The organism is Pseudomonas sp. FFUP_PS_473 (assembly GCF_002858665.1).
GTDB classification, from domain to species: Bacteria; Pseudomonadota; Gammaproteobacteria; order Pseudomonadales; family Pseudomonadaceae; genus Aquipseudomonas; species Aquipseudomonas defluvii.
Window position 1 is genome coordinate 24,378 of record NZ_PJQQ01000018.1, and the last position, 16,783, is coordinate 41,160.

13 protein-coding genes are annotated in these 16,783 nt (G+C 59.1%); 3 read left to right on the top strand and 10 right to left on the bottom strand.

From position 1 onward, the window contains the following. Positions 1-15: 15 nt before the first annotated feature. The 9 genes from bamA to rpsB all read right to left on the bottom strand — a co-directional run bounded on the left by bamA (position 16) and on the right by rpsB (position 9,900). Positions 16-2,364, bottom strand: coding sequence for an outer membrane protein assembly factor BamA (gene bamA / locus CYD26_RS14160; protein ID WP_102052869.1), 2,349 nt, complete (start codon positions 2,362-2,364; stop codon positions 16-18). Positions 2,365-2,438: 74 nt separating this feature from the next. After that, positions 2,439-3,791, bottom strand: a complete 1,353-nt coding sequence (gene rseP / locus CYD26_RS14165; protein ID WP_099773721.1) for a sigma E protease regulator RseP — start codon at positions 3,789-3,791, stop codon at positions 2,439-2,441. 57 nt (positions 3,792-3,848) lie between these two features. Continuing rightward, positions 3,849-5,039 (bottom strand): 1-deoxy-D-xylulose-5-phosphate reductoisomerase, encoded by a 1,191-nt coding sequence (ispC, locus tag CYD26_RS14170; RefSeq protein WP_099773720.1) that lies wholly within the window; start codon positions 5,037-5,039, stop codon positions 3,849-3,851. Beyond that, positions 5,036-5,851: a phosphatidate cytidylyltransferase gene (locus tag CYD26_RS14175; protein WP_099773719.1), complete on the bottom strand. Its 816-nt coding sequence runs from the start codon at positions 5,849-5,851 to the stop codon at positions 5,036-5,038. The genes ispC and CYD26_RS14175 overlap by 4 nt, the downstream gene beginning before the upstream one ends. Continuing rightward, the gene (uppS, locus tag CYD26_RS14180) at positions 5,851-6,606 is read right to left on the bottom strand and encodes a polyprenyl diphosphate synthase (protein ID WP_099773718.1); all 756 of its coding nucleotides are present in this window, start codon (positions 6,604-6,606) and stop codon (positions 5,851-5,853) included. Before uppS ends, CYD26_RS14175 begins: the two co-directional genes overlap by 1 nt. A gap of 15 nt (positions 6,607-6,621) precedes the next feature. After that, a complete protein-coding gene (gene frr, locus CYD26_RS14185; RefSeq protein ID WP_099773717.1) occupies positions 6,622-7,179 on the bottom strand; it encodes a ribosome recycling factor in 558 nt (185 codons plus the stop codon). Next, positions 7,176-7,919: a UMP kinase gene (pyrH, locus tag CYD26_RS14190; protein ID WP_099773716.1), complete on the bottom strand. Its 744-nt coding sequence runs from the start codon at positions 7,917-7,919 to the stop codon at positions 7,176-7,178. The genes frr and pyrH overlap by 4 nt, the downstream gene beginning before the upstream one ends. A gap of 181 nt (positions 7,920-8,100) precedes the next feature. After that, positions 8,101-8,964 (bottom strand): translation elongation factor Ts, encoded by an 864-nt coding sequence (gene tsf, locus CYD26_RS14195; RefSeq protein WP_099773715.1) that lies wholly within the window; start codon positions 8,962-8,964, stop codon positions 8,101-8,103. Between the two features lie 195 nt (positions 8,965-9,159). Then, a complete protein-coding gene (rpsB, locus tag CYD26_RS14200; RefSeq protein ID WP_099773714.1) occupies positions 9,160-9,900 on the bottom strand; it encodes a 30S ribosomal protein S2 in 741 nt (246 codons plus the stop codon). Positions 9,901-10,242: 342 nt separating this feature from the next. Between rpsB and map the strand changes: the two genes are divergently transcribed. Genes map through dapC form a run of 3 tightly spaced genes read left to right on the top strand, consistent with a single transcriptional unit; the run spans position 10,243 to position 14,969 of the window. Then, complete coding sequence (gene map / locus CYD26_RS14205) at positions 10,243-11,025, top strand: type I methionyl aminopeptidase (RefSeq protein WP_102052870.1); 783 nt, start codon at positions 10,243-10,245, stop codon at positions 11,023-11,025. Between the two features lie 28 nt (positions 11,026-11,053). Next, entirely contained in the window at positions 11,054-13,753 is a 2,700-nt protein-coding gene (locus CYD26_RS14210; protein ID WP_099773712.1) for a [protein-PII] uridylyltransferase, read from the top strand. Between the two features lie 22 nt (positions 13,754-13,775). Next, entirely contained in the window at positions 13,776-14,969 is a 1,194-nt protein-coding gene (dapC, locus tag CYD26_RS14215) for a succinyldiaminopimelate transaminase (protein WP_102052871.1), read from the top strand. 98 nt (positions 14,970-15,067) lie between these two features. Here dapC and CYD26_RS14220 read toward each other — a convergent pair whose 3' ends face one another. Next, positions 15,068-16,726 (bottom strand): Na+/H+ antiporter, encoded by a 1,659-nt coding sequence (locus CYD26_RS14220; protein ID WP_102052911.1) that lies wholly within the window; start codon positions 16,724-16,726, stop codon positions 15,068-15,070. Positions 16,727-16,783: the final 57 nt, after the last annotated feature.

Here is a 16,783-nt window from a genome sequence, read left to right on the forward strand (position 1 = left end):
ACAAGGATCAGACCCTTAGAAGGTCTGGCCCAGAGAGAATTGGAACACCTGGGTATCGGCGCTGTCCGGCTCTTTGACCGGCATCGCCAGACTGAAGCTCAGCGGGCCAAGCGCCGTGATCCAGGTCACGCCCAAACCAACGGAACTGGCCAGCCCGGAAAGGCCAACCTTTTCACAGTCCGGTTGAGAACCGCATTGCGTGTCAAACACGTTACCCACATCCCAGAAAACCGAGGTGCGCAGGGAGCGCTGATCCTTGACGAACGGTAGAGGGAACAGCAACTCGACACCACCCTGTACAAGGACGTTACCACCGAACGGCAAGGGATCCTGATCCGGGTCAGCAATCGTGCCTGGGTTCTTGCCGGTACTTGGCGTACTGCGCGGGCCAAGACTGCTGTCCTTGAAGCCACGAACCGAGTTGAAGCCACCTGCATAGTAGTTCTCGTAGAACGGCAGGCCCTCGGTAGAACCGAAGCCGTCTCCGTAGCCGAGCTCGGTATGCAGCCGCAGTGTGTAGTCGTTGGTGATCGGCTTGAACATCTGGCCACGGTAGTCCAGCTTGAAGAACGACAGGTCGCTACCTGGCGTGGTCGCCTCGAGCACCAGGCTTTGTGAGTGGCCACGGGTAGCCAGCACGCCCTTGTTCAGGGTCGATTCGGACCAACCTGCGGATGCCTTGAAGTTCAGGTACTTGTCGCCCTCTTGTTTGACGAAATCGAAGATCTCGTCAACGGTGTAACGACCAGTCTTGATCTCATCCTGCTGCGCAGTCAGGCCGAAGGTCAAACGCGAGGTTTCACTGATCGGGTAACCAACGCTGACACCGGCACCGAGACTGTCCACGGCATAGCTGGCAACGTCGACATCCAGATCCTGGTAGTCAGTGGTGCGATAGAACGCGTTGTAGCCCAGGCTGACGCCATCGGCAGTCCAGTAAGGGTCTACAAAGCTGAAGTTGTAACGACTCTGGTACTCACTACGGGTCAGGCCAATGGAAACCTTGTTACCGGTACCGAGGAAGTTGTTCTGGCTGATCGAACCACCAAGGATCAAGCCGGCACTCTGAGCGAAACCAACGCTGGCGGTAATCGAACCGGAAGCCTGCTCTTCTACACTGTAGTTGACGTCTACCTGGTCATCGGTACCCGGAACTGCCGGGGTTTCAACGTTGACCTCCTTGAAAAAGCCCAAACGCTCCAGACGCGTCTTGGATTGATCAATCAGGTAGGTCGATGCCCAACCGCCTTCCATCTGGCGCATTTCACGACGCAGTACCTCATCCTCGGACTTGGTATTACCACGGAAGTTGATGCGATTGACGTAAGCACGCTTGCCCGGGTCGACTACAAAGGTGATGTCGACAGTCTTGTCATCATCGTGCGGCTGGGGTACGCCGTTAACGTTGGCGAAGGTGTAGCCTTCGTTACCCAGACGACGGGTGATCAGCTCGGAGGTGGTGGTCATCACCTTGCGCGAGAACACCTGCCCTGGTTGCACCAGCAGCAGTGCCTTGACCTGGTCTTCCGGCACCTTCAGGTCACCGGACAGCTTGACGTCACGCACGGTGTACTTCTCACCTTCGTTGACGTTCACCGTGATATAGACATGTTTCTTGTCTGGGGTGATGGATACCTGGGTGGAGGCGATATCCATGTTGATATAGCCGCGGTCCAGGTAGTAGGAGCGCAGACGCTCCAGGTCACCCGAGAGCTTTTCGCGAGCGTACTTGTCATCGTTCTTGAAGAACGACAGCCAGTTGGTGGTCTTGAGCTCGAACAGGCTGGCCAGTTCTTCATCGGAGAAGACGGTATTACCAACCACGTTGATGTGCTGAATCGCCGCAACGGTGCCTTCGTTGATCTTGATCTTCAGTGCTACGCGGTTGCGCGGCTGCGGTACAACCTCAGTGTCAACCTCAGCCGAATAACGACCCTGGGCAACATACTGACGCTGCAACTCGTTACGCACACCTTCGAGGGTTGCGCGCTGGAAGATCTCACCTTCGGACAGCCCGGACTGTTTCAAGCCCTTGAGCAGGTCCTCGGTACTGATGGCCTTGTTACCATCGATCTCGATGCTCGAAACCGAAGGACGCTCGACCACATTGATGATCAAAACGTTGCCTTCACGCCCCAGTTGGATGTCCTGAAAGAAGCCGGTTTTGAACAACGCACGGGTGGACTCCACTAGGCGGCGGTCATCGGCGTCGTCACCGACGTTCAACGGCAATGCGCCAAACACGCTGCCAGCGGAAACCCGCTGCAGGCCATTGACACGGATATCGGAGATGGTGAAGGACTCGGCGTGAACTTCAGCGATCATCAGTACGGCGAGAACCGCAGTTAGCAGCAGACGTTTCATGAAGTCCTTTCTTATTCCAACTGGCAATAAACGACCCTCCGCGAAAGACGGCGGGTTCGCAATTGAGCGAAGCGTTACAGACGACCCAAATCGTTGATCAGGGCGAGCAACATCACCCCGACTACCAAACTGATACCGATCTGGATTCCCCAACCTTGCACCCGATCAGAGAGCGGGCGACCACGCGCCCACTCGATCAGGTAAAACAGCAAATGCCCCCCATCCAACACTGGAATAGGCAGCAAATTCAGAACCCCCAGGCTAATGCTCAGATAGGCGAGGAAATTAAGGAAATCACCTACACCGGACTGGGCCGAAGCGCCCGCCACTTTAGCAATGGTTATCGGTCCGCTCAAGTTTTTTACCGAGAGCTCGCCGAACAGCATTTTCTTGAGCGAATCCAGGGTCAGAACACTCATGTTCCACGTGCGAGAGAGCCCTTCGCCAACCGCTGCAAGCGGCCCGTAACGCACCTCGCGCAGCATGCTTGGCGGCCATTCGACTGCCTTCACCCCAGCACCAAGATAACCACTGGCAGCCTTGCCTTCGCCACGCGTGGCCAGGTTCACCGGCAACTCCAGCGTGGCACCATCGCGCTCAACGCTCAGCGTTACGCGACCGCCGGCACGACTGCGCACCTTGTCGACCACCTGCTGCCACTCATTCACCGCCTGACCATCGAGTGCCAGCAGACGATCACCGGGTTTCAGGCCAGCAGCCTGAGCGGGGCCTTTAGGGTCGAGCTCGGCCAACACTGGCGGCAACGCAGGACGCCACGGACGAATCCCCAGGGAATTGATCGGGTCCGGCTCATCAGCACCCTTTAGCCACTTATCGAGCTTGAGCACGTGGGTGCTCTCAGCACTGCTCCCCTCCTCCCTGACCGTCACCTGCAGCGAACCGGTCTCGCCAAGGCGACGGATCAACTGAAGATTAACCGCAGCCCAACCGTTGATCGACTCGCCGTCTACGGCAATGACTTCCTGACCGGCGCCCAGACCGGCAGCCGCAGCAATACTATCGGCCTCGACTGCACCAATGACCGGGCGCACCTGCTGGCTGCCCAACATGGCCAGCACCCAGAAAAACAGAATGGCGAGCAAAAAGTTGGCAATTGGGCCGGCTGCGACGATAGCGATGCGCTGGCGCACCGACTTTCGATTGAACGACTGATCCAGCTGATCGGGCGACACCTCACCCTCTCGCTCATCGAGCATCTTGACGTAGCCACCCAACGGGATCGCCGCGACCACAAACTCAGTGCCATGCCGATCATGCCAGCGAAACAGTGGCAGACCGAAACCCACTGAAAAACGCAAAACCTTGACGCCGCAGCGGCGCGCCACCCAGAAGTGACCGAACTCGTGAAAGGTGACCAGCACACCCAATGCAACCAGGGTGCCGATAATCATATAGAGCGCACTCATGTCTCTCTCCGAATGACGTTCATCGGACGCTGACGCTGCGCCATGAAGCGCGGCGCATCAGCGTCCGTGACGGCTCAACCACTGACCGGCCAAAAGGCGCGCCTGGTGATCAGCCGCAAACACGGCTTCAAGCGTATCGACCGCTACCACCGACTCATGATCGAGTACATCTTCGATCATACTCGCGATCTCCGGGAAGCGGATGCGCCGCTCAAGAAATGCAGCCACCGCCACCTCATTGGCTGCGTTGAGCAGCGCCGGGGCACTACCCCCAGCGTCAGCAGCCTGACGCGACAGGCGCAGGCAAGGGAAACGCTGCTCATCCGGCGCCTGAAAATCCAACCGGGCAATCGCAAACAGATCCAGTGGTGCAACCCCTGAGTCAATCCGCTCAGGCCAGGCCAGCGCATTGGCAATCGGTGTACGCATATCGGGATTGCCCAACTGCGCCAGCACAGAGCCATCCACATAATCGACCAGAGAGTGGATTACGCTTTGTGGGTGAACGACCACCTCAATCTGGGCCGGCCGGGCATCGAACAGCCAACAGGCCTCGATCAATTCCAGCCCCTTGTTCATCATGCTTGCCGAGTCGACAGAGATTTTCCGCCCCATCGACCAGTTCGGATGCGCACACGCCTGCTCTGGCGTCACGTCAGCCAGTTCGCTTTGCGGGGTTTGCCGGAACGGGCCACCTGACGCAGTCAACAGGATTCGCCGTACGCCAACCTGAGGCAAGCCGCGGGAGAAATCGCCCGGCAGGCACTGGAATATCGCATTATGCTCGCTGTCGATCGGCAACAACACTGCGCCACTCTGACGCACAGCCTGCATGAAGAGTGCGCCGGACATGACCAGCGCCTCCTTGTTGGCCAACAACACTTTCTTGCCAGCTTCGACAGCTGCCAGGGTAGGACGCAAACCCGCCGCACCGACAATGGCCGCCATGACGGTATCCACTTCAGAGGCAGCCGCAACCTGGCACAAACCCGCTTCGCCAACCAGCACTTCGGTAGCCGAGCCGGCTGCGCGCAGGTCAGCACGCAACTGCTGCGCGGCTTCGACGCTTGGCACCACGGCATAGGACGGGGCATGGCGAATGCAAAGTGCGAGCAACTCGCTCAAGCGCGAGTAACCGGTCAATGCGAACACCTGGTATCGCTCGGGATGACGAGCAATTACATCAAGCGTGCTGAGGCCGATGGAGCCAGTGGCCCCAAGCACGGTAATACGTTGCAGACCGCTCACATCGCGCCCCAGTTAGCTGCCCAAAGCAGCACAGCAAATAGCGGAATGGCAGCCGTCAGGCTGTCGATACGATCCAGCACACCGCCATGACCTGGCAGCAGATTGCTGCTGTCCTTGATGCCTGCACGGCGCTTGAACATGCTCTCGGTCAGGTCACCCACGACCGAAACAGCAACAACCAATGCCGCGCCAAGCACCCCCAACAGCAACTCAGTGGCCGACCAGCCACGATTCACGCCGACCGCCACGGTAATCGCCAGGCTCAGCGCTACACCACCATAAACGCCTTCCCAGCTCTTGCCTGGGCTGACCTGCGGTGCCAGCTTACGCTTGCCAAAGGCCTTACCGGAGAAATAGGCCCCAATATCGGCAGCCCACACCAGCACCATGACCGACATGATCAACCCGTTACCGAGCGGCCAATGCTTGAGCAGGATAAGCCCCTGCCATGCCGGCAGAAGGATCAATAAACCGATCAGCAGCTTGCAGGCGGCACTGGCCCACAACTCGCTACTCGCGGGATAGGTCAAGACCAGCCAGGTTGCCACCCCCCACCACAACACCGACGCACCGAGCACCCAAGGGGCCAGATCCGGCATCAGGTGCAGCAGCATCAGCAAACCGGCTACCACGGCGGCGTAAGCGATACGCAATGCCTGGGCGACCAGCCCCGACAAACGCGCCCATTCCCAAGCGCCCAGGGTCACAACTCCACCAATGAACAAGGCGAAATCGCCACCTTCGAGCAGAAAGAAACCACCCAGAGCGATCGGCAACAGGATCAGCGCAGTGATGATGCGTTGTTTAAGCATTAAGCACGGGCTCCTGCTTCGACCTGCTCGCTGGTTCTACCAAAGCGGCGCTGACGCGAAGCAAAATCGGCCAGCGCCTTGCGCATGGCTTCGTGTTTGAAGTCCGGCCAGAACAGGTCGGAGAAATACAACTCGGAATAGGCCAACTGCCAAAGCAGGAAGTTGCTGATACGGTGCTCCCCCCCTGTGCGAATACACAGATCAGGCAACGGCAGATCACCGGTAGCCAGGCAGGGTTGCAGCAGCTCCGGCGTGATGTCTTCCGGGCGCAAATGCCCCGCCTGAACTTCCCGCGCCAAGCGCTGGGCAGCCTGGGCGATATCCCACTGGCCACCGTAGTTGGCAGCGATTTGCAGGATAAAGCGACCACTGCCCGCAGTCAGCGCTTCAGCCTCACGCATGGCAGCCTGCAGCTCCGGATGAAAGCGCGACCGATCGCCAATGATCCGAAGGCTGATGTTGTTCTCGTTCAGGCGCTTGGCTTCGCGGCGCAAGGCCGAGAAGAACAGCTCCATCAACGCACCGACCTCATCAGCCGGCCGCTGCCAGTTCTCACTGGAGAACGCGAACAGGGTCAGTACCTCGACCTTGGCTTCGGCGCACACCTCGATCACCGCACGGACGGCATCAACACCAGCCTTGTGCCCGGCAACGCCGGGCAGCAGACGTTTCTTCGCCCAGCGATTGTTTCCGTCCATGATGATCGCGACATGGCGCGGCACCGACGGGGACACACCCTGCTTGCTCTTTTCCATGAAAAAGTCCCGGCCTCAAACAGCCATCAGATCCTTTTCCTTGGCTTCCAGCGCCTTGTCGACTTCCGCGACGAACTTGTCGGTCAGCTTCTGCAACTCATCGGCCGCACGACGCTCTTCGTCTTCGCTGATCTCTTTGTCCTTGGACAGCTTCTTCAGGTCTGCCAGGGCATCACGACGCACGTTACGCACGGCGACCTTGGCATCTTCGGCAACGCCACGCGCCTGCTTGGTGTAACCCTTACGGGTTTCTTCCGTCAGGGCAGGCATTGGCACACGGATGGTGGTGCCGGCACTGCTTGGGTTCAGGCCCAGATCAGAGGTCATGATCGCCTTTTCAATGGCAGCGATCAGCGTCTTGTCGTGCGCAACGATTTTCAGGGTACGCGCATCTTCCACGCTGATACCGGCGACCTGATTCAATGGCATGTCGCTGCCATAGGCCGGCACCTTGACGCTATCGAGAATGCTTGGGTGCGCACGGCCAGTACGAATGGAGGCCAGGTTGCGAGCCAGCGATTCCAGGGACTTGCCCATGCGGCTTTCAGCGTCTTTCTTGATTTCGTTGATCATTCTTCGCCTTCCTCGATCAGAGTTCCTTCAGCGCCGCCCACTACGATATTCAGCAGAGCGCCAGGCTTGTTCATGTTAAATACCCGCAATGGCATCTTGTGATCACGGCACAGGCAGATTGCGGTGAGGTCCATCACGCCGAGTTTGCGATCCAACACTTCATCGTACGTCAGACGGTCAAACTTCTCAGCATGCGGATCCTTGAATGGATCGGCAGTGTACACGCCATCGACCTTGGTCGCCTTCAATACCACATCGGCATCGATTTCGATGGCGCGCAGGCACGCGGCCGAATCAGTGGTAAAGAACGGGTTACCGGTACCGGCGGCAAAGATCACCACATCGCCGGAATTGAGATGACGCACACCTTTGCGGCGGTCGTAGTGATCAGTCACACCGACCATGGAGATAGCCGACATGACGATTGCCGGGATGTTCGAGCGCTCAAGCGCATCACGCATGGCCAGGGCGTTCATCACGGTAGCCAGCATCCCCATGTGGTCGCCAGTAACGCGATCCATGCCCGCAGCACTCAGGGCGGCGCCGCGGAACAGGTTACCGCCACCAATGACCAGGCCAACCTGAACACCGATGCCAACCAGCTGACCGACTTCAAGGGCCATGCGATCCAGGACTTTCGGGTCGATGCCGAACTCTTCCGAGCCCATCAGGGCCTCGCCGCTAAGTTTGAGCAAAATGCGTTTATAGCGAGGTTGACGACCACTCACCTGCTGAGCCATTGCGAATCTCTCCTGCGGCGTTTGTATAAAATTCTTGGCGGGCTGTTTTCAGCCGGCTCTAACTCTAGCGTGGCGCTGCTACAGCGCCTGCGGGAACAGGTCTCGTAAACCACCCCCGCTTTGACAAAGAGGCTGCGCGCGTGAGCGGGCAGCCTCTTTGGGGCAGACAGATGAATCCGTCTTATTGCTTGGCAGCAGCCAGCTGAGCGGCAACTTCTTCGGCGAAGTTGTCAACTGGCTTCTCGATGCCTTCGCCGACCTTGAAGTAGGTGAAGGAAACGATTTCAGCGCCAGCTTTCTTGGCCAGAGCACCAACGGTGACTTCTGGGTTCATCACGAAGGCTTGCTCGACCAGGCTGGCTTCAGCCAGGAACTTGGTGATACGACCAGCAATCATCTTCTCGACGATTTCAGCTGGCTTGCCCTTCATCTTGTCTTCGTTGAGGGTCATGAAGACGTTCTTCTCACGCTCGATGGCCTCAGGAGAAACCTGCGATGGCAGCAGGAACTCAGGGTTGCTGGCAGCAACGTGCATGGCGATTTCTTTGGCCAGCTGGACGTCGCCGCCCTTCAGGACAACAGCAACACCGATCTTGTTACCGTGCAGGTAGGTACCAACAACGTCACCCTCAACGCGCACCAGGCGACGGATGTTGACGTTTTCGCCGCACTTGGCAACCAGGGCTTCACGAGCAGCTTCACGCGAAGCGATCAGCGGAGCGGCATCGGTCAGCTTTTCAGCGAAAGCCTGTTCAACGCTTTCGGCAACGAAGTTTTTGAAGTCATCTTGCAGAGCCAGGAAGTCAGTCTGCGAGTTCACTTCCAGCAGGACGGCGGACTTGTCGTCAGCCTTGATGGCGATGGCGCCTTCGGCGGCAACGTTGCCAGCCTTCTTGGCAGCCTTGATGGCGCCCGAAGCACGCATGTCATCAATGGCTTTTTCGATGTCGCCGCCAGCCTTTTCCAAGGCTTTCTTGCAGTCCATCATGCCTTCGCCAGTACGCTCGCGCAGTTCTTTTACCAGCGCTGCAGTAATTGCTGCCATTTCAAAATCCTCTTGGATAGGTTTTCAACCATTCCACCCGATCGGAACGGGCGTTCAATTCTGTGGAAATCCACTGCCAACTGCACACACAGACAAAGATGATGCAACGACAATGCTGACAAGCGGATTTCAAGGTGGCAAAAAGGGGGCCTAGCCCCCTTTTTGCGCACTGAGTCAACGCAAAGCGTTACCGACTCAGCCCTCTACCGAAGCAGCTGGAGCGTCTTGGACGTACTCTTCGGTACCGCCAGCGACGTTGTTGCGGCCACGGATAACGGCGTCTGCCATGGAAGCCATGTACAGCTCGATGGCGCGGATGGCGTCGTCGTTACCTGGGATGATGTAGTCAACACCTTCTGGGCTGCTGTTGGTATCGACAACGCCGATAACCGGGATGCCCAGCTTGTTGGCTTCGGTGATCGCGATGCGCTCGTGATCAACGTCGATGACGAACAGTGCATCAGGCAGGCCGCCCATGTCCTTGATACCGCCCAGGCTGCGATCCAGTTTTTCCAGATCACGGGAGCGCATCAGGGCTTCTTTCTTGGTCAGCTTGGTGAAAGTGCCGTCTTCAGCCTGAGTTTCCAGCTCGCGCAGGCGCTTGATGGAAGCACGGATGGTCTTGTAGTTGGTCAGCATGCCGCCCAACCAGCGGTGATCGACGTACGGCGAGCCGCAACGAGCTGCTTGTTCAGCAACGATCTTGCCAGCGGAACGCTTGGTGCCGACGAACAGAATCTTGTTTTTGCCCTGAGCCAGGCGCTCAACGAAAGTCAGTGCTTCGTTGAACATTGGCAGGGTTTTTTCAAGGTTGATGATGTGAATCTTGTTGCGCGCGCCGAAAATGTACTTGCCCATTTTCGGGTTCCAGTAACGGGTTTGGTGACCGAAGTGCACACCGGCCTTCAGCATATCGCGCATGTTGACTTGGGACATGATAGTTCCTTGATAAGTCGGGTTGGGCCTCCACGCATCCCAATGACCAACCAGCGATCCTAAGATCGAAGGCACCCAGGCCATCGTGTCGACACGTGTGTGGGTTAGTGCTTTCGGGGCTATCCCCGGAAAGCGGCGCATTTTATACCACAGAAGCGCGCGCAGCGAAACCCGAAATACCAACGCAACCGGGCGACTTTTGCACCGCCTGCGCAATCACGCCATTATGCGCCCTAAATAGTGGCAGCAAACACGCTGCTGGCGCCTGCTGGCTACGTCGCTCTGTTAGAATCCTGCCTTTATCCGTTTATTCGCGCGACACCGCGCTGTAGAGAGCCTGCAATGACCGTCACCATCAAAACCGCCGAAGACATCGAAAAGATGCGCATCGCCGGCCGCCTGGCCGCCGACGTTCTGGAGATGATCGAAGAGTACGTCAAACCCGGCGTGACCACTGAAGAGCTGGACCGCATCTGCCACGACTACATCGTCAATGTCCAGCAGGCCATCCCTGCACCGCTCAACTACAAGGGTTACCCGAAGTCGATCTGCACCTCGATCAACCACGTGGTCTGCCACGGCATTCCGAATGAGAAGCCGCTGAAAGATGGCGACACCCTGAACATCGACGTCACCGTCATCAAGGACGGCTACCATGGCGACACCAGCCGCATGTTCCACGTCGGCACCGTGCCGGTCTGGGCCGAACGGCTGTCCAAGGTCACTCAGGAATGCATGTACAAGGCCATCGAGCTGGTCAAACCTGGCTGCCGCCTCGGTGATATCGGTGAAGTGATCCAGAAGCATGCCGAGAAGAACGGTTTCTCGGTGGTTCGCGAATTCTGCGGCCACGGTATCGGCAAGGTATTCCATGAAGAACCACAGATCCTGCACTATGGGCGTGCCGGCACCGGCATGGAACTTCAGGAAGGCATGACCTTCACCATTGAACCGATGATCAACCAGGGGCGTGCCGACACCAAGGTACTGGGCGACGGCTGGACAGCCATCACCAAGGACCGCAAGCTCTCTGCGCAGTGGGAACACACCCTGGTCGTAACGGCCACCGGGTATGAGATCTTCACCCTGCGCAAAGACGACACCATCCCCCGCACTTCGGCCTGAACCCGCCCTACTGTAGGAACTTGATTCGATGCCCCAGGTGGATCCCGAGCTGTTCGACCGTGGCCAGTTCCAGGCGGAACTGGCTCTCAAGGCAAGCCCCATCGCCGCCTTCAAGAAGGCCATCCGCCAGGCTCGAGAGGTGCTGGATCAGCGCTTTCGCGATGGCCGCGAGATCCGCCGACTGATCGAAGACCGCGCCTGGTTCGTCGACAATATCCTGCAGCAGGCCTGGAACCACTTCGAGTGGAGTGACGAGGCCGATATCGCCCTGGTTGCGGTCGGCGGCTATGGTCGCGGTGAACTGCACCCCTACTCGGACATCGACCTGCTGATTCTGCTCGACAGCGCCGACCATGAGGTGTTCCGCGACTCGATTGAGCGCTTCCTGACCCTGCTGTGGGATATCGGACTTGAAGTCGGCCAGAGCGTGCGCTCGGTCGACGAGTGCGCCGAACAGGCCCGCGCCGACCTGACGGTGATTACCAACCTGATGGAAAGCCGCACCATTGCCGGCCCCGAGCGCCTGCGCCAGCGCATGCTCGAAGTCACCAGCACGGCGCACATGTGGCCAAGCCGGGAATTCTTCCTGGCCAAGCGCGCCGAGCAGAAAGCTCGGCACCACAAGTACAACGACACCGAGTACAACCTGGAGCCCAATGTCAAAGGCTCCCCTGGCGGCCTGCGCGACATCCAGACCGTACTTTGGGTTGCGCGCCGCCAGTACGGCACGCTCAACCTGCACGCCCTGGCAGATGAAGGCTTCCTGCTGGAAAGCGAAAACGAACTGCTGGCTTCTTCCCAGGAGTTCCTGTGGAAGGTCCGCTATGCCTTGCACATGCTTGCAGGGCGCGCCGAAGACCGCCTGCTGTTCGATCACCAGCGCAGCATTGCCGCGCTGCTGGGTTTCACCGACGAGAACCCCAAGCGCGCCATCGAACAGTTCATGCAGCAGTACTACCGGGTGGTCATGAGCATCGCCGAGCTGAGCGATCTGATCATCCAGCACTTCGAGGAAGTGATCCTCGCCGATGACAGCTGCAGCAGCACTCAGCCGCTGAATCCGCGCTTCCAGTTGCACGACGGCTACATCGAAGCGGTGCGCCCGAATGTGTTCAAGCGCACACCATTCGCCATGCTGGAAATCTTCGTGCTGATGGCCCAGCACCCGGAGATCAAGGGCGTACGCGCCGACACCATCCGCTTGCTGCGCCAGCATCGCCACCTGATCGACAGCGAATTTCGCCACGACATCCGCAACACCAGCCTGTTCATCGAGCTGTTCAAGTGCGAGATCGGTATTCACCGTAACCTGCGCCGCATGAACCGTTACGGCATCCTCGGTCGCTACCTGCCGGAGTTCGGCCTGATCATTGGGCAGATGCAGCACGACCTGTTCCACATCTATACGGTCGATGCGCACACGCTGAACCTGATCAAGCACCTGCGAAAATTGCAGTACACGCCTGTATCGGAAAAATTCCCGCTGGCCAGCAAGCTCATGGGCCGCCTGCCCAAGCCTGAACTGATCTACCTGGCCGGGCTGTACCACGATATCGGCAAAGGCCGTAAAGGCGACCACTCCGAGATCGGCGCCATTGATGCCGCAAGCTTCTGCAAGCGTCATCAGTTGCCCGTCTGGGACAGTCGCTTGATCGTCTGGCTGGTGCAGAACCACCTGGTGATGTCCACCACAGCCCAGCGAAAAGACCTCTCTGACCCGCAGGTGATCTACGACTTCGCCCAGTTGGTCGGCGACGAGGTTCACCTTGACTACCTCTATGTACTGACCGTGGCCGACATCAATGCCACCAACCCGAGCCTGTGGAACTCCTGGCGAGCCAGCCTGCTACGCCAACTCTACACAGAGACCAAGCGTGCCCTGCGTCGTGGCCTTGAAAACCCGCTGGACCGCGAGGAACAGATCCGCCAGACCCAGAGCGCCGCACTGGACATCCTGGTGCGAGAGGGCACAGACCCGGATGACGTCGAGCAACTCTGGTCACAACTGGGTGACGACTATTTCCTGCGCCACACCGCGGCCGATGTGGCCTGGCACAGCGATGCGATCCTGCAGCAACCCGCGGATGGCGGGCCACTGGTGCTGATCAAGGAAACCACGCAACGCGAGTTCGAGGGCGGCACCCAGATCTTCATCTATGCCCCCGACCAGCATGACTTCTTCGCCGTGACCGTGGCGGCCATGGACCAGCTCAACCTGAACATCCATGACGCCCGAATCATCACCTCCAGCAGTCAATTCACCCTCGACACCTACATCGTGCTCGACAACGACGGCGGTGCGATTGGCGACAATCCAAAACGGGTCAAGCAAATCCGCGACGGCCTGACTGAAGCACTGCGTAACCCGGATGACTACCCGACCATCATCCAGCGCCGAGTACCGCGCCAACTCAAGCATTTCAACTTTGCCCCGCAGGTGACCATCCACAACGATGCCCAGCGCCCGGTCACCGTGCTTGAGCTGAACGCCCCCGACCGCCCTGGCCTGCTGGCGCGGATCGGCCTCATCTTCCTGCAGTTCGACCTGTCGCTGCAGAACGCCAAGATCGCCACCTTGGGCGAACGCGTGGAAGATGTGTTCTTCATTACCGATGCCAACAACCAGCCGCTCTCCGACCCGCAGCTGTGCAGCCGCCTGCAGGATGCGATCGTGCAGCAGCTGCAGGCCGACCAGGCCGGTGTCGAAATGTCCCGCTTGACCATTTAACGTTTGACGAGATTCAGCGCCGATGAACAACGCCTTGCAAAAGCTTCAGCCTTACCCGTTTGAAAAACTGCGCGCCCTGCTCGGCGCTGTACAACCGGCCGCGGACAAACGCGCCATCGCCCTGTCGATCGGTGAGCCGAAGCACACCTCACCGGCGTTCGTCGCCAAGGCACTGGCCGACAATCTGGATCAGATGGCTGTTTACCCCACTACCCTGGGCCTGCCGGCACTGCGCGAGGCAATTGCGCACTGGTGCGAGCGCCGTTTCAACGTGCCAGCCGGCTGGATCGACCCGGCTCGCCATGTACTGCCGGTCAACGGCACCCGTGAAGCGCTGTTCTCCTTCACCCAGGCCGTCGTCAACCGTAGCGACGACGCCTTGGTGGTCAGCCCCAACCCTTTCTACCAGATCTACGAAGGTGCGGCCCTGCTGGCAGGTGCACAACCACACTACCTGCCATGCCTGGATCAGAACGGCTTCAACCCGGACTTCGACGCCGTGCCAGCCGAAATCTGGCAACGCTGCCAGATTCTCTTCCTCTGCTCCCCGGGCAACCCGACCGGCGCACTGATTCCGCTCGATACCCTGAAAAAACTGATTGCCCTGGCTGACCAGTACGATTTCATCATCGCCGCCGACGAATGCTACAGCGAACTGTACTTCGACGAGCAAAGCCCACCACCGGGCCTGCTGAGTGCGTGTGCGGAACTGGGTCGCAGCGACTTCAAGCGTTGCGTGGTGTTCCACAGCCTGTCCAAACGCTCCAACCTGCCGGGCCTGCGCTCAGGCTTCGTCGCCGGTGATGCCGATGTACTCAAGGGCTTCCTGCTCTATCGCACCTACCACGGCTGCGCCATGCCGGTACAAACCCAACTGGCCAGCATTGCTGCGTGGAACGATGAAGCGCATGTACGCGCCAACCGCGACCTGTACCGCGAAAAATTCGACGCTGTGCTGGAAATCCTCGGGCCGGTGCTGGATGTGAAGAAACCGGACGGCGGCTTCTACCTGTGGCCGAAAGTGCCGATGGATGACGCCACCTTCTGCCGCAACCTGTTCGAACAGCAGCACGTGACCGTGGTACCGGGCTCTTACCTGTCTCGCGAGGTCAATGGCGTCAACCCTGGCGCCAGCCGCGTGCGCCTGGCACTGGTCGCACCACTGGCCGAGTGCGTTGAAGCCGCACAGCGGATTCGTGCGTTCATCGAGGGTTAAGCAGCGGCTCCAGTACCGTGGCAAGCCGGCCCCCGTAGACAGTAAACGGGAGTCGGCACACGTGAGCGACCGTCGGCGCTGCTTTTCACCTGAGCCGGCTACTTGACCGGCCCCAGGTTGGCCTCACTCATGTCCAGCTCGCCCAATACCTGACGCAGTACGTCATCACCAATTTCATGATTGCGACGCAGGTTGTACAGCTCCAGCCGCTGCGCACGCAGAGCGCGCAAGCGCAGACGCCGCTCCAAATGGTCCATCTGCTCGGCCAACGCCTGTGCTTCGGCGCTGTCATTGAAGGTATCGAGCTGATGCCGATACTCCGCCATCAAACGCCCCTTGAGTTCTATCGCCAACGCCGCGTGATTGGCATCCTGCGCGGCATCCTGAGGCAGGCTTGATTCCACCGCCTCCTCTGCCTCCAGCGCATGAATGGCCGCCTCAGCCGTGCGCCGCCAGGCCTCCTTGGCCTCTTGGCGCAAGGTATCGTCCGGGCTTTTGGTCACACCGCGCAGCAGCACTGGCAAGGTAATGCAGGCCGAGATCAACGAAAGCAAAATCACTCCGGCAGCGATGAAGATCAGCAGGTCTCGCTCCGGGAAGGCTTTACCTGCGCTGATCAACAGCGGGACCGACATGACACCCGCCAGGGTCACCGCACCACGCACACCGCCCAGGGTCAACAGCCAGCACGAACGAGCGGTGGGCACCAGAACCAGGTCGTCCTTGCCCCGCCAGCGGCGAATCGCACCGATCAGGCGCCAGATGCTCTGCACCCATACAAAACGCAGTGCGATCAACACCAGGAAAATCGCCAGTACATCCAGGCAGCGCCACAACAGGGTTGGCCACAGTGACGCTTCGTGACTGGTCACCGCCTTGACGATATCCGGCAACTGCAGGCCCAGCAGTAAGAAGATCAGACCATTGAAGGCGAACTCCAACAGCGACCAGACACTGCGATTGAGCAGGCGAGTACTGGTCTGACGTGGCAACAGATCAAGCCAGCTCTGCATCATGCCTGCCGCTACGGCAGACAGAATGCCCGAAGCCCCAAGACGCTCGGCCAACACATAGGCGGCAAACGGCAGTAACAACATAAATACGACGTGGGTGGCCGGATCATCCCACCCTCGTGCAATCATCCAGGCACGCAAACGTCCGACCAGCCAGCTCAACGCCACGCCGATAGCCAGCCCGCCTACCGCAACCAAAACAAAGGTCAGGCTTGCTTCGGCCAGGGAAAACACCCCGGTAATGGCTGCTGCCAGGGCAAACTTGAAGGTCACCAGGCCCGAGGCATCGTTCATCAGGGCTTCGCCCTGAAGCATGTGCATCAAGGGTGTCGGCAGACGATCCTGGGTAATGGCCGAAACGGCAACGGCATCAGTCGGCGACAGCACGGCAGCCAAGGCAAAGGCCACCGGCAGCGGAATACTCGGCAGAATCCAATGGATGAAGTAGCCCGCGCCGACGACGGTAAACAGCACCAGCCCGACCGCCAGGGTCAGGATTGGCCCTCGCAGGCGCCACAACTCGCGCTTGGGCATGCGCCAACCATCGGAAAACAATAGCGGCGGGAGGAACAAAAAGAGGAACAGCTCAGGGTCGAGGGCAACGTGAAGCCCCAGGGTTGGCCAGGCCAGCAAGGCTCCAGCGGCAATCTGTACCAACGGCAAAGGTAGCGGAACAAGCCTTCCGACCAACTTGGAAACGCTGACCAGCATCAGCAGAATTAAGACGGTATAGGCTGACTGCATGCGGCGTAATTCCTGTTCGATTTCAAAGCGTTCAATAGCGATAGGCATCCTGCGCCG